Source organism: Cellulomonas sp. P5_C6, from assembly GCF_054049635.1.
In genome coordinates this window covers 1-13391 of sequence record NZ_JBFULZ010000110.1, presented here as the reverse complement: position 1 = coordinate 13391, position 13391 = coordinate 1, and the positions used below count along the sequence as shown (strand labels likewise).

Genomic DNA, 13391 nt, shown 5'->3' with positions numbered 1-13391 from the left:
CCCGCCGACGTGCACCAGCTCTCGACCTCGTGGCGCAACGACCGGCTCATCCTGGCGGCGGCCAACCAGGTGGCCGGCCCCCTGCGCGCGTCGGCCACCCGGGTCGCCGTGCCCGTGCTCGAGGCCCGACCCGGCGCGGGCGAGGGCCGCGTGCACGCCCACGTCGCCGAGACGCTCGAGGACGAGGCGCGGGCGGTCGCCCGCTTCGTGCGGGAGCGGTGGCAGCCGGCCGGTCCGGGACGCGACCGGGTCACGGCCGCCGTGCTCTGCCGCAAGCGGTCCCAGTTCGAGCCCCTGCGCCGGGCGTTGCGCGACGCCGGCCTCCCGGTGGAGGTCGTGGGGCTCGGGGGGCTGCTCTCCGCGCCCGAGGTGGTCGACCTGGTCGCGCTGCTGCAGACCGCGCACGACCCGTCGCGCGGCGACGCGCTGATGCGGCTGCTCACCGGCGCGCGCACCCGACTGGGCGCGTCCGACCTGCACGCGCTCGCCGCGTGGTCCGGCGAGCTCGCGGCCCGCCACGGCGGCACGTCGCGCACGCGGGCCCGGGTCGATGCGGGCGCTGTCGACGAGGCGGCCGGCGGGGTCGGGCCGGCCGACGTCGTCGTGGAGGCGGACGCGGTGGACGAGCGGAGCATCGTGGACGCGCTCGACGCGATCTCCGAGCTGCCGGCCGCGGGGTGGACCAGTCGCGGCGGTCGGACGCTCAGCGCGGTGGGCCGTGCGCGGCTGGGCGAGCTGGCCGCGACGCTGCGGGTGCTCCGGGCGCACACGTACCTGTCGGTGCCCGAGCTCGTCGGCGAGGCCGAGCGCCTGCTCGGGCTCGACATCGAGGTCGCGGCGCGCGCCCGGACGTCGCCGGGGCGGGCACGCGCGCAGCTCGACGCGTTCCGCGACGTGGCCGTCGAGTTCGCCCGCTCGGCCGACCACCCCTCGCTCGGCGGCTTCCTCGCCTGGCTGGAGGCGGCCGACTCCCGCGAGAACGGCCTCGACATGCCGGTCTCGGAGCCGGACCCCGACGCGGTCCAGCTCATCACGGTGCACGCCGCCAAGGGGCTCGAGTGGGACGTCGTCGCCGTGGCCGGCCTGGTGGACGGCGGCCTGCCGGCGACGCCGACGCAGGGCAAGGAGGGACCCAAGGACTCGGCGTGGCTGACGGGGCTCGGCTCCCTGCCGTACCCGCTGCGCGGCGACCGCCACGACCTGCCCGTCTTCGCCTATGCGGGCGCGGCGGACCCGAAGGACCTGGAGGAGCGCCGCAAGCGGTTCGTCCTCGACGCCGGTGACCACGAGGTCGCCGAGGAGCGCCGGCTCGCCTACGTGGCCCTGACCCGTGCCCGGTCCGACCTCCTGCTCACGGCCGCGTGGTGGGGGGACGGCTCGCGCGTCCGCAAGGTCTCGACGTTCCTGACCGAGCTCGCCGAGGCCGGGCTGGTCGAGACGGCGGGCTGGGACGACGCGCCCGCCGAGGACGGGACGAACCCGCGCGCCTCGCTGACGCTGACGGCGACGTGGCCGGCCGACCCGTTCGCGGCCGACCCCGCCGGCACGGAGACAGGACCGACGCGACGGGCGCTCGTCGAGGCGGCGGCCCAGCACGTCCGCGCCGCCATGGTGCGGCAGGGTGTCGCCGACGACCGACCCCTCGTCGAGGCGAGCGAGGGTGACGCCCCCGGCGACGCACCGGTCGACCCGACCGGCGCGACGCCCGAGGCTCCGCCGCAGCACCCGTGGGACGTGCTCGCCGAACGGCTGCTGGAGGAGCGTGAGCGCGTCCGCACCCCGTCGGGCGAGGTGGAGCTCCCGGCGCACCTGTCGGCGTCCGCGCTGGTCAGGCTCGAGGGCGACCCCGCGGAGTTCGCCCAGCACCTGCGCCGACCCGTGCCCGCCGAGCCGTCGCCGCAGGCCCGTCGCGGCACCCGGTTCCACGCGTGGGTCGAGGGCTGGTACGGCAGCGCGTCGCTGGTCGACGTCGACGCGCTCCCGGGTGCGGACGACGACTCCGCCACGCTGGACCTGGACGAGCAGGCGCTGCGGGACGCCTTCCTGGCCACCGAGTGGGCCGACCGCTCGCCCGTGGCGGTCGAGGTGGACATCGAGACCTCCGTCGACGGCTACGTCCTGCGCTCGCGGATCGACGCGGTGTTCCCGGACGTCGAACGGACGAACGCGGACGCGGCCGGCGGCGACGGCGAGACGTCGATCGACTCGGACGGCCGGACGGCGACCGACGCCGTGGTCGTCGTCGACTGGAAGACGGGCGCACCCCCGAAGGACGACGCCGCCCGTGCCTCCCGCGAGCTCCAGCTGGCCGTCTACCGGCTCGCCTGGTCGCGCTGGACGGGCACGCCGGTCGACCGGGTGCGCGCGGCGTTCTGCTACGTCGGCGCGGGCGTCACGGTCTACCCGGAGAGGCTGCTGGACGAGTCCGAGATCACCGCGCTGCTGCGGGCGGCCACCCAGGACCCGCAGGCTGCCGGAGCCGTCGCCGGACCCCGCCCCAACCGCCGGGCACCCAAGGTGAACGGCCCGGGCCGGCGCCGACCGGGCTGGGAGGGCTCGAACGCGTCGCCGAGCCGCCGCCCGGCACCGACGACGTCCCCGACGCTCTTCGACACGGACTGAGCCAGCACGACCGACCGCGACGGACCGGCGCGGTGGCCCAGACGGCCGCGCCGAATCGAAGGAGTCCGGTCGCCGACGCGTCGAGGGCGCTCGCGCGCGTCGCCGACGCGCCGACGGGTGCCGGCCTTCAGTCGAGCAACCGCGCGCGCACCCGTGCCAGCTCGTCGGCCGTCACGCCATGGACGTCGAGGTACTCGGCCACGTCGAGCCCCGCGAGCAGGTCGCGCAGGTGCCCGGTGACCTCGTCCAGCCACAGGCGGAGCTCGGGCCCGCTCAGGGCGACCTCGTCGCTGCGTCCCGCGGCGGCGTGCTCGTTCATGGCGACCACGCTGCGCGCGTAGTCGTCCACGATCTCGTCCTCCGGGACACCGACCAGCGAGAGCAGCAGAGCGGTGACCAGGCCGGTCCGGTCGCGGCCGGCGGAGCAGTGGACGACGACCGCGCCCGTCGGTGCGTCGGCAATGGTCCGGACCACGGCGACCATCAGCTCGGGCCAGGCCTCGAGGTTCGCGCGGTAGTACACGGGCGAGTTGAGGTGGTCGCCCCAGCGCGCCATGAAGTCGCGGTCCTCCCACACCTCGACGGGGCGGTGGTGCCGGGTGACGCCGCTCGGCAGCTCCAGGGGCGCGATCTCGTGCGGGTTGCGCAGGTCGACGATCGTCCGCACGCCGGCGGAGACCAGCTCCTCCCAGCCCTGCTCGTCGAGCCCGTCGAGCCGTGGCGCCCGGAACACGCGGCCGAACCGCGTCGTCCCGGAACCCGTGGGCAGCCCACCGAGGTCGCGCGCGTTGTGCAGCCCGCCCCAGGCGACCGAGCGATCGGTCACGCCATGAGGGGTTCGGCCTCGGCGTCCCGCCGGGTGTGGGCGTCGAGGTCCTCGAGCATCCCCACGGCGTCGTCGATGATGTCCTGGTCCTGCGAGCGCACGCCGTAGAGCAGCCAGCGGGCGAGCGCGAGCTCACCGGCGAGCAGGGCGCGGTCGGCGAGGTGCGGGTCGGTGAGCTCGGTCCGGCGCAGCTGGTACGCCTCCATGATCGAGTCGGTCACCTCGGGGACGGCGGCGACCAGCAGCCACGCCAGGTCGTCGGCGGGGTCTGCGACGCACACGTCCCCCCAGTGCAGCACGCCGGTGACGGCGTCCCCGGCGACGAGCACGCGGTCGCTGGTGAGGTCGCCGTGCGTCACGGTGGGCCGGAAGCGCCAGAGCGCGACGTCCTCGAGCCGCTCCTCCCAGCGCCGCAGCAGAGCGGGCGGGACCTTGCCGGTCCTGGCGGCCTCGTCGACCTCGGCCTGGCGGCGTTCGCGGTACTGACCGGCGTCGTACACGGGCAGCCCGGCGTCCTCGACGAGGCTGGTCGGAAGCTCGTGCACGGCGGCGATGGCGCGTCCGAGCGAGGCGGCGAGGCCCGGTCCGGGTGCGAGGTGCTCGAGCCGCAGGGTCCCGCCGGGGATCTCGGGGTGCACGGCCGCGCGGCCGCCCTCGGGCAGGTGGGCGAAGCCGACGGGGGCGGGCACCGCGAAGGGGAGCGTGCCGCGCTCGACCTCGGCGGCGAGCCTGCTGAGCACCACGACCTCGGCCTCGAGCGCGGCGCCTGCGGCTGCGTGCTGCGGGGCGCGGACCACCCAACGGTTGCGGTGGGCGTCGATGACGACGGCCGTGTCGAAGTCGGACCCGGGCTGGGCGGGCCGTCGGACGTCGAAGGCGTCGAGTCCCGGGACGGCGACGGTCGCCAGCGCGGCCAGGGCGAGAGGGGATCGAACCACGCGCCCAGGATAGGCGGGCCGCCGGGCTGAGCCGTCCGCGTGGCCCGGCGTGTCTCCGTCCGATTCGTCCCTCTCCGGGGGCCGCGTACCGTAACCGCGTGATCGTTCCGGATGACCTCCCGCTGTCCCGCGCCGGCATCGACCGAGCCGCGCTGCTGCGCGTCGACGACGCGTTCGTGCCCGCCGCGCTCGCCGACGAGACGACTCGCGTGCTCCTGGTCTGCGACGGCGCGGTCGTCGCGACCCCGGAACCGCGGGTCGCGCTGCTGACCCCGGCGGACGTCGCGGAGCTGCTGCCCGAGCCGGGCGAGTGGCTCCTGCTGGGCCGCGGCGACGCCGACGWGGTGTACCTGGCGCGCCGCGTCCCCGAGCGCCGGCCGGCGCCGCGGGTGGGGGAGGCCTCGGACGTCCTGGTGCACGGCGCGCAGGACGGCGGTGCCACGAGCGCGGAGCCGGTGCTCCGCGCCGGGCTCGCGTGGGCGTCGCTGCGCGACATCGGCGCCGCGCTGTCCCCGCAGGAGGCGGGCCTGGCGACGACGGCGGTCGCCCTCGACTCGTGGCACGCCCGGCACCCCCGGTGCCCCCGGTGCGGCGCACCCACGCGCCTGGGCCAGTCGGGGTGGATCCGGGTCTGCCTCGTCGACGCCTCGGAGCACTACCCGCGCACCGACCCTGCGGTGATCATGGCGGTCGTCGACGCCGACGACCGCCTGCTGCTGGGGCACGCGGCGCACTGGCCGGCCGGCCGGTGGTCGACGCTGGCCGGATTCGTCGAGGCGGGGGAGTCGCTCGAGCACGCCGTGCGGCGCGAGGTGGCGGAGGAGACGGGCGTCGTCGTCGGCGACGTGTCCTACCGCGGCAGCCAGCCGTGGCCGTTCCCGGCGTCGCTGATGCTCGGTTTCCGCGCGACGGCGACCTCGACGGAGGTCACCGTGGACGGGGTCGAGCTGACCGACGCCCGGTGGTTCTCCCGCGACGAGCTCGCCGCGGCGGTGGGGGCCGGCGAGGTCATCCCGCCGGGGCGCGCGTCGATCGCCCGGGCGCTGGTGGAGGAGTGGTTCGGCGGACCCCTCTGAGCGTCAGGAGAGGCGTTCGCGGACCTGGGCGAGCGACGGGTTCGTGGCCGCCGACCCGTCGGGGAACACGACCGTCGGCACCGTCTGGTTGCCACCGTTTAGCGACTCGACCAGGGCCGCGGCGTCCGGGTGGTCCTCGATGTCGACCACGGTGTAGCCGATGCCCGCGGAGTCCAGCTGCGTCTTGAGCCGGCGGCAGTAGCCGCACCACGTCGTGGAGTACATCGTGACGGTGCCGGCGTCGGGCAGGGTCTGCGTGGTCATCGGTCCTCGGGTGGTCGCAGGGTCGTGGGCGAGGTCGTCGCCCCAGGCATCAACACCGGTGTGGCCCTGTCTCTTCCCGGGGGCGGGACGGGCGGCCGGACGGGGCCGGCGGGACGGCTCGGTCGGGTGACGGTACCTGACGTGCACAGGACGTGCCGAGCTGTGGGCGGGTGCTGCGAGACTGTGCCCGATGTCCGCCGAAGCCCTCCTCGATGCGCTCGACCCCGAGCAGCGCGCCGTCGCGACCACCCTGCGCGGCCCGGTCCGCGTGCTCGCGGGCGCGGGCACCGGCAAGACCCGGGCGATCACCCACCGCATCGCGTACGGCATCCAGGTGGGCGCCTACCGGCCGGCCAACGTGCTGGCCGTGACGTTCACCGCGCGGGCGGCGGGGGAGATGCGGACGCGGCTGCGCCTGCTCGGCGCGTCGGGCGTCCAGGCGCGCACGTTCCACTCGGCGGCGCTGCGGCAGCTCGGGTTCTTCTGGCCCAAGGTCGTCGGGGGTCCGCCGCCGCGCATCCTCGAGCAGAAGGTCAAGCTCGTGGCGCACGCGGCGCAGCTGGTCGGCCTCGAGACCGACCGGGAGAGCGTGCGGGACCTCGCCTCGGAGATCGAGTGGGCGAAGGTCTCGCTGGTCACGGCCGACGACTACGCCAAGGCGGCCGCCGCGACCGACCGGCCCGGCCCGGGCGGCACCGACCCGCAGTCGGTCGCGCGGCTGATGGCGGCCTACGAGTCGGCCAAGGACCAGCAGGGGGTCATCGACTTCGAGGACGTGCTGCTGCTCCTCGCGGCGATGCTCGCGGAGCGCAGGGACGTCGCCGACTCGGTCCGCGAGCAGTACCAGCACTTCGTCGTCGACGAGTACCAGGACGTCAGCCCGCTGCAGCAGTACCTGCTCGACCAGTGGCTGGGCGGCCGGCAGGAGCTGTGCGTCGTCGGCGACCCGAGCCAGACCATCTACTCGTTCGCGGGCGCGACGGCCCACCACCTGACCTCCTTCACGGCGACCTACCCGCGGGCGACCACCGTGGAGCTGGTCCGGGACTACCGCTCGACGCCGCAGGTGGTCGGCCTGGCCAACCACGTGATGGACGCCGCGCGCAAGGCGGGCGGCCCGCCGCCGCTGGCGTTGCGCGCGCAGCGACCGGACGGGCCCGACGTCTCGTACGTCGCCTACCCGGACGACGACGCCGAGGCCGCCGGGGTGGTCCAGGGCATCGCGGACCTGGTGCGCACGGGGGTCTCCGCCGCCGACATCGCCGTGCTGTTCCGGACCAACGTGCAGTCGGAGGCGTTCGAGGCGGCCCTGGCCGACCGCGGGATCGCCTACCAGGTCCGCGGGAACGCCCGCTTCTTCGCCCGGGCGGACGTCCGCAAGGCGCTGGTCCTCCTGCGCGGGGGGGCTCGCTCGGCGGACCCGGACGTCCCGATGCCGGAGTCGGTGCGCGACATCCTGCGCAGCGCGGGCTGGACCGACTCGCCTCCCGAGGGCCGGGGGGCCGCGCGCGAGCGCTGGGACGCCCTGCAGGCACTCGTCTCGCTCGCCGACGCCCTCGCCGCCGCGCCCCCCACGCCGGGCGTCCAGCCGACGGTGGCCGACCTGGTCGCGGAGCTCGACGAGCGGGCGGCCGCCCAGCACGCCCCCACGGTCGAAGGAGTGACGCTCGCGTCGCTGCACGCCGCCAAGGGTCTCGAGTGGGACGCCGTCTTCCTGGTCGGGCTCTCGGACGGGCTGCTCCCCACGGTCCAGGCGCAGACCGACGCCGCCGTGGCCGAGGAGCGCCGCCTGCTCTACGTGGGCATCACGCGGGCGCGCGAGCACCTGCAGCTGTCCTACTCCCGCGCCCGGCATCCCCGCGCGCGTGCGACCCGTGGCGTGTCGCGGTTCCTCACGGACCTGTGGCCCGACGAGCGCCGCCGCTCCGCTGGGCCGCGCCGCGAGCTCGACGACCACCAGCAGGAGGTCGTCGACGCGCTGACGGCCTGGCGGGACGCCCACGCGGCCGAGGTCCGGCGACAGCCCGCGTCGGTGCTGACCAGCGCGACCATCCGCGCGATCGCGGAGCGCAGCCCGAGCACGCTCGAGGAGCTCGGCGCGGTCCGCGGCGTCGGTCCGACCACGCTCGCAGGCATCGGCGAGGACGTGCTCGCGACCGTCCGCGCGGTGGTCCACGCGCCAGTCCGCTGAGCCGGTCGGGCGCTCCGAGAAATTTCTCGAGGAATCTTCGTTAAATCGGTTGTCCGCGTTTCTGGGCCTGTCCTAGGGTGGGCGACGTCCTTGTTGAGGGACCGCGCTGAAGAAGCGAGGGTCCGAGCCGGAGAGGGGGTGGGTGCACTGATGGAGAACATCACGATGATCGCGACGCCGGACGCTTACGCGTTCCTCCCGCGACTCGTCGCACCCGTCACGTTCCGGTCCCAGGGGATCGCTCTGCCTATCGGCGGCGGCGCCCTGGAGCTCACGGGCGGGCCTGCGAAGCGTCGTACGGCGACCGATCCCGCTCAGCACCTCATCCGGACTCCCATGATCTGACCCTCACAGAGGGCCTCAGGCCGCGGAGTCCGAACTCGGACCCGCGGCCTTTCTGTTTCTCCCGATGACTCGGGTGGACGGGTTGGCGATCGGTCCGGCACCGACGCAACACGCTCACCAGCAAGGACATCAGGAGGACATCGTGCGGCTCACGACGCTGCTCGACACGGTGAACCAGGGCGGATCCGGCCCGTGGCCCCTCACCGACAGCACKACGGCGACTGACGACCGCCAGACCTTCGACCAGCTCGTCGCCGACTTCATCCCGTGCCGGTCGGGCGACCCCGAGCTCTGGTTCGCCGAGCGGACGGCCGAGGTCGAGCAGGCCAAGGCCCTGTGCCGCGAGTGCCCGCTGATGGAGGGCTGCCTGGCGGGCGCCATCGAGCGCGCAGAGCCGTGGGGCGTCTGGGGTGGCGAGGTGTTCGTCGGCGGTGTGGTGGTCGCGACCAAGCGCGGTCGTGGTCGCCCCCGGAAGAACGCCGTTCCCGCGGCCTGAGGCCGTCGTTCATCGGGATCCCTGCGCGCCGGCCGGCGACGCGGGGAGGGCGGTGCACCCACACTCGGGGTGCACCGCCCACGTGCGTCTGCGGGGGACCGCGTCCGGCAGCGCCACCTCGAACGTGACCCCCGGCGCCAGACCCGGGGTGCGGTCGAGGTGCGCGAGGACCGCCGCCGCACCCAGCCCGGCGCAGACCGCGGCGACGGCCCCGGGTTCGCCCGGTGCCACCCGGTCGGCGCGCAGCTGCGTGCCGAGGTCCGGCCAGGCGCCGTCGGCGTCGGTGCGGTGCAGGTCGAGGCAGCGCAGGCACGGTCCGACGCCCGGCACGACGAACGGTCCGACGACGACGTCGGCCTCGCGCACGACCACGCCGAGGTGGGCGCTCGAGCCGGCGACGAGGGCCGGCCCCCGCAGCGGGTCCGCGGCGTGGTCCTCGACGAGCACGACGGCGTCGAGCCGGCGGTCGGAGGTGGTCGACACGTTCGGCGCGACGTCGCGCAGGAGCCGGGGCGCCACGTGCTCCCGGGCCGACCCGACGTCGGCCCACCGGTAGCCGCACACCCCGACGTCGGTCGAGCGCACGGGGCGTCGGTCGTCGACGAGGACGGTGCCGACGCCGGCCGCCGCGAGGGCGACGGCGATGCCCAGCCCGGTCGGCCCGAGCCCGAGCACCCCGACGACGCGGTCCGCCCGCCGGCGCACCAGCCCGGCGCCGTCGGCGTCCACGCGCAGCAAGGACCACACGTCGACGTCGACGGCGGCCGGCCCGCGGAGCACCGGCTCGGGCGGCCCGTCCTCGGTCAGCCCGGCGTGGGTCAGCGTGGTGACGATCTCGCGCAGCCGGTCCGCGGTGACGCCCCGGCCGGCCGCGAGGGTGCCGAGGTCAGCGAGGTCGGTGCGGGGATCGACGCGGACCAGCAGGTCGGCCTCGGCGGGGGTCAGGTCGGGCAGGCGCACGGCCCACCGGGGGTCGGTCCCCACCTGGACCTCGGTGGCCGTGCGCCGCAGCACGCGCAGTCCGGCTCGCAGTCGCATGGGGCCCACCCTTGCAGCGGGCCGCGCGCGCCGGACCGCGTCGTCCACAGTCCCCGGACATGCCGAAGGGCACCGTCCGGGGGGACGATGCCCTGAGGCGAAGGGGTGGAGCTCAGGCCTTGCCGAGGATGCGGTTGAGCTTCGTGCCGCACACCGGACAGGTGGCCTTGGCCATCCTGCGGCCGGATTCCGAGATGACGACGTCGCCCTCGGCCTCGCGCTTCTCCTTGCACTTCACGCAGTAGAACTCGCCTGCATACGTCTCGGCCATGGTGCCCTCCCTCGGTGTCGTGCACCGGACCGGGGAACCGCCGGCCGGCGGCCGGGCGTCGTGGTGCAGCAACGCCCGCGCGACGTCCACAGTAGTAGCCGAGGCACCCACAGCCCCGGGAATCCCGCAGGACGCGCCGGGAGCCGACGGGTGAACCCGGTCGTTCGCGTGCCCCGCGCTACCGTGCACCTGTGCAGCCCACGCAGGACCTGTCACAGGTCGAGATCCGTCGTTCACGCAAACGCGTGCGCACGGTGACGGCCTGGCGGGAGGGCGACCGGACCATCGTCGCCATCCCCGCGCGGTTCACGCGGGCGCAGGAGAACGAGTGGGTCCGCCGCATGCTGGCCCGGCTCGCGGCCCAGGAGCGCCGTCGCCGACCGTCCGACGACGAGCTGGCGTCGCGCGCCGCGGACCTGTCCACGCGGTACCTCGGCGGTCGGGCTCGGCCCACCAGCGTGCGCTGGTCGAGCAATCAGGGCCGACGGTGGGGTTCCTGCACGCCGTCCGAGGGCACGATCCGGATCTCCGACCGCGTGCGCGGCATGCCGCGGTGGGTGCTCGACTACGTCCTGCTGCACGAGCTCGCGCACCTGCTGCACGCGGGCCACGGACCCGACTTCTGGTCCGAGCTCGACGGCTACCCCCGCACGCTGCGGGCCCGGGGCTTCCTCGAGGGCTACTCCTACGCCGCCGAGCGCGGCGCGCAGACGCCCGCGGACGGCGAGGGGGTCGACGACGAGGACCCGGCCGACGAGGTGGACGGCACGGAGCTTGAGGAGCCGGAGGACGTGGTCACGGACGAGGTGGACGAGCTCGCAGCGGACAGCGAGGACGACGACGCGCTCGGCCAGCTCGAGCTGGAGCTGGGCGACGCGACGGCCGAGCGGGACCCCTCAGGGCGTCACCGGTCGCGCTAGTCGGTGTCCGGGTCCTCGCCCAGGATCTCGGCCAGCGCGCGGTCGATCTCCGCGGCGTCGTCCACGGCGGCCCGGCGGCGGGCCGCGTAGCCCGACGGGTCGTCGAGGTCCTCCGTGCCGGGCAGGAGGTCGGGGTGGTCCCACACGGCGTCGCGGGCGGCCGGGCCGTTGTCGCGACCGATCTGCGCCCACAGCGCGGCGGCGTCCCGAAGCCGGCGGGGACGCAGCTCGAGGCCGACCAGGTTGGCGAACGTCTGCTCGGCCGGGCCGCCGGCGGCCCGGCGGCGGCGGATCATCTCGCGCAGCGCCATCGTGTGCGGGAGGTGGGGGAGCGCCGCGGTGGCCGCGACCTCGTCGACCCAGCCCTCGACCAGGGCGAGCGCCGTCTCGAGCCGCTCGAGCGCGGCGGCCTGCGCGGGCGTGGTGTGCGGGGCGAACACGCCGCCGGACAGGGCCTGCTGGAGCGCCGCGGTGTYGGTCACGTCGATCGAGCGGACGGCCTCCTCCAGCTGGTCGGCGTCGATCGCGATGCCGCGCGCGTAGGTCTCGACCGTCGCCAGCAGGTGCGCGCGCAGCCAGGGCACGTGCGTGAACAGCCGGGTGGCGGCGGCCTCGCGCAGGGCGAGGAAGAGGCGGACCTCCTCGGCGGGGGCGTCGAGGCCCTCGGCGAACGCGTCCACGTTGGCGGCGACGAGCGCGGGCGCCGGCTTGTCCAGGAGGGGCAGGCCGATGTCGGTGGTGCCGAACACCTCGTGCGCGAGGGTGCCCGCGGCCTGGCCCACCTGCATGCCGAACACGGCCGAGCCGAGCTGGCGCAGGAGCTGGGCGGGCTCGATCCCGCCGGGCAGACCGAACCCCTCGCCGGCCTCCTCGGGCAAGGCGCCGCCGAGCGCGCCGACCAGGGCGATGGACAGGGACGACGCCACCGGCTCGGTCAGMGTGCGCCASGTSGGCAGCGTCGCCTCGACCCACTCSGCGCGGCTCCAGGCCCGGGCGGTGCCGGTCGACGGGGGCAGGTCGGTCGCGGCGTCGAGCCACAGCTCGGCGACGGCGAGCGCGTCGAGGACCTGCTTCGTCTGTGCGTTCGTCAGCGACGGGTCGCCCCCGGCGGCGGCCTGCTGGCGGGCCAGGTCGTGGGCCATCTGCCAGTTGACCGGGTCGTCGCCCGAGGCGGCGAGCAGCGCCTGGACCTGCGCGAACACCTGCTGCAGGGCCGCCGGGTCGTCGGGCAGGCCCGACGCGGCGGCCATGGCCGCGGGGTCGAAGCCGCGCTCCTGCAGCTCGCGGATGGCCTCGTCGGCACTGTCACCCAGCATCGCGCGCATCACCTGTTCCCAGGCGGGCACGCCACCATCGGCTCCGGGGACAGCGGAGTTGTCGGGACTCACGTGGACCTCCTGCGACGATAGGGCCGGCTGCGAACCACCGTAACCGCGCAGCACAGGAACGAGGGATGGTGGGCGAGCAGATTCGCTCAGGGCGCAGCACCGGCGACGACGTCGTCGTCGTGGTCGGTCGCGGGCCGATCGCGGCCGCGGTGGCGGCCGCCTGGGGCGGCAAGGTCCGAAGCATCGACGAGGTGCCGCCGGAGAGCCCGGCGGACGCCCTGGCCGGCGCGAGCGTCGTCGTGCTCGTCGCGCACCCGGGCGATCTCGTGGCCTCCGCGCTCAAGGGTCGCCGCGAGCGCGAGGCGGCGATCGTCGCGCACACGCAGCGCGGGCTCGCCGCCGCCCGGGCCGCCGGGGCGCGGCACGTCGTGGCCATCACGTCGGCGATCGTCTACGGCGCGTGGCCCGACCGTCCGGTGATCGAGGACGCCGACCCGCTGCCCGGTGCGGACGAGGCGGCCCGCGACGGGCTGGTCGGGGACCTCCTGGCGGCGGAGGCGGTGCTGGCCCGCGGCGGCCGTCGCAAGGTGCCGTCGGTGACGATCCTGCGACCGGCGGCGGTGGTCGGCGCGGGCGTCGACACGTTCGTCACCCGGCACTTCGAGGCGCCGCGCCTTCTCACGGTGCGCGGTGCCTCGCGGCAGTGGCAGTTCGTGCACGTCGACGACGTGGCGGCCGCTGCGCGGTTCGCGGTCGAGCGCGGGCTCGCGGGCGTGCTCACGGTCGGGGCGGACGACGTGCTCGAGCCCGCGCAGGTCGAGGCCGCGGCGGGGATGCGGGGGATCGAGCTGGCGGCCGCGACCGCCTTCGGCACCGCCGAGCGGCTGCACCGCGTGGGCGTGCTGCCGGCCCCGGCCTCCGAGCTCGCCTTCGTCGTGTACCCGTGGACCGTCGCGGCCGACCGCCTGCGGGCCGCGGGCTGGGAGCCGCGCTGGTCGAGTGCGGCCTGCCTCGACGTGCTGCTCGAGGGCGTGCAGGGCCGGCTCGCGGTGGCCGGGCGACGCGTGGGCACCCGC

General features: G+C 75.7%; 11 protein-coding genes and 1 pseudogene. 6 read left to right on the top strand and 6 right to left on the bottom strand.

Annotated elements, in window-relative coordinates:
• A partial coding sequence (locus ACXJKG_RS13185) for a 3'-5' exonuclease (protein WP_456846210.1) occupies positions 1-2622 on the top strand: 2622 nt, incomplete at its 5' end.
• A 127-nt stretch (positions 2623-2749) separates the two neighbouring features.
• Here ACXJKG_RS13185 and ACXJKG_RS13180 read toward each other — a convergent pair.
• Entirely contained in the window at positions 2750-3448 is a 699-nt protein-coding gene (locus tag ACXJKG_RS13180; protein ID WP_456846209.1) for a tyrosine-protein phosphatase, read from the bottom strand.
• Positions 3445-4386: a phosphotransferase gene (locus ACXJKG_RS13175; RefSeq protein ID WP_456846208.1), complete on the bottom strand. Its 942-nt coding sequence runs from the start codon at positions 4384-4386 to the stop codon at positions 3445-3447. Before ACXJKG_RS13175 ends, ACXJKG_RS13180 begins: the two co-directional genes overlap by 4 nt.
• A 98-nt stretch (positions 4387-4484) precedes the next feature.
• Here ACXJKG_RS13175 and nudC point away from each other — a divergent pair, with 98 nt between their 5' ends.
• On the top strand, positions 4485-5462 hold the full coding sequence (nudC, locus tag ACXJKG_RS13170) for an NAD(+) diphosphatase (protein WP_456846207.1): 978 nt from the start codon (positions 4485-4487) through the stop codon (positions 5460-5462).
• Positions 5463-5465: 3 nt separating this feature from the next.
• On the opposite strand, the gene ACXJKG_RS13165 is transcribed toward nudC, so the two are convergent.
• A complete protein-coding gene (locus ACXJKG_RS13165) occupies positions 5466-5726 on the bottom strand; it encodes a mycoredoxin (protein WP_456846206.1) in 261 nt (86 codons plus the stop codon).
• Positions 5727-5916: 190 nt separating this feature from the next.
• On the opposite strand from ACXJKG_RS13165, the gene ACXJKG_RS13160 reads away from it, so the two are divergent.
• The gene (locus ACXJKG_RS13160; RefSeq protein WP_456846205.1) at positions 5917-7917 is read left to right on the top strand and encodes an ATP-dependent helicase; all 2001 of its coding nucleotides are present in this window, start codon (positions 5917-5919) and stop codon (positions 7915-7917) included.
• A 487-nt stretch (positions 7918-8404) separates the two neighbouring features.
• Entirely contained in the window at positions 8405-8758 is a 354-nt protein-coding gene (locus ACXJKG_RS13155) for a WhiB family transcriptional regulator (RefSeq protein WP_456846204.1), read from the top strand.
• Positions 8759-8767: 9 nt separating this feature from the next.
• On the opposite strand, the gene ACXJKG_RS13150 is transcribed toward ACXJKG_RS13155, so the two are convergent.
• Both ACXJKG_RS13150 and ACXJKG_RS13145 read right to left on the bottom strand, forming a co-directional pair.
• A complete protein-coding gene (locus ACXJKG_RS13150; protein WP_456846203.1) occupies positions 8768-9796 on the bottom strand; it encodes a thiamine biosynthesis protein ThiF in 1029 nt (342 codons plus the stop codon).
• A 112-nt stretch (positions 9797-9908) separates the two neighbouring features.
• Entirely contained in the window at positions 9909-10067 is a 159-nt protein-coding gene (locus ACXJKG_RS13145) for a DUF5679 domain-containing protein (RefSeq protein WP_370504085.1), read from the bottom strand.
• 191 nt (positions 10068-10258) lie between these two features.
• On the opposite strand from ACXJKG_RS13145, the pseudogene ACXJKG_RS13140 reads away from it, so the two are divergent.
• Positions 10259-10837 (top strand): annotated as a pseudogene (locus tag ACXJKG_RS13140) (YgjP-like metallopeptidase domain-containing protein); the annotation flags it as partial.
• A 146-nt stretch (positions 10838-10983) separates the two neighbouring features.
• On the opposite strand, the gene ACXJKG_RS13135 reads toward ACXJKG_RS13140, so the two are convergent.
• Complete coding sequence (locus ACXJKG_RS13135) at positions 10984-12375, bottom strand: zinc-dependent metalloprotease (RefSeq protein WP_456846202.1); 1392 nt, start codon at positions 12373-12375, stop codon at positions 10984-10986.
• Between the two features lie 65 nt (positions 12376-12440).
• Between ACXJKG_RS13135 and ACXJKG_RS13130 the strand changes: the two genes are divergently transcribed.
• Positions 12441-13391 (top strand): NAD-dependent epimerase/dehydratase family protein (locus tag ACXJKG_RS13130; protein WP_456846201.1); only part of this gene is annotated, 951 nt, incomplete at its 3' end.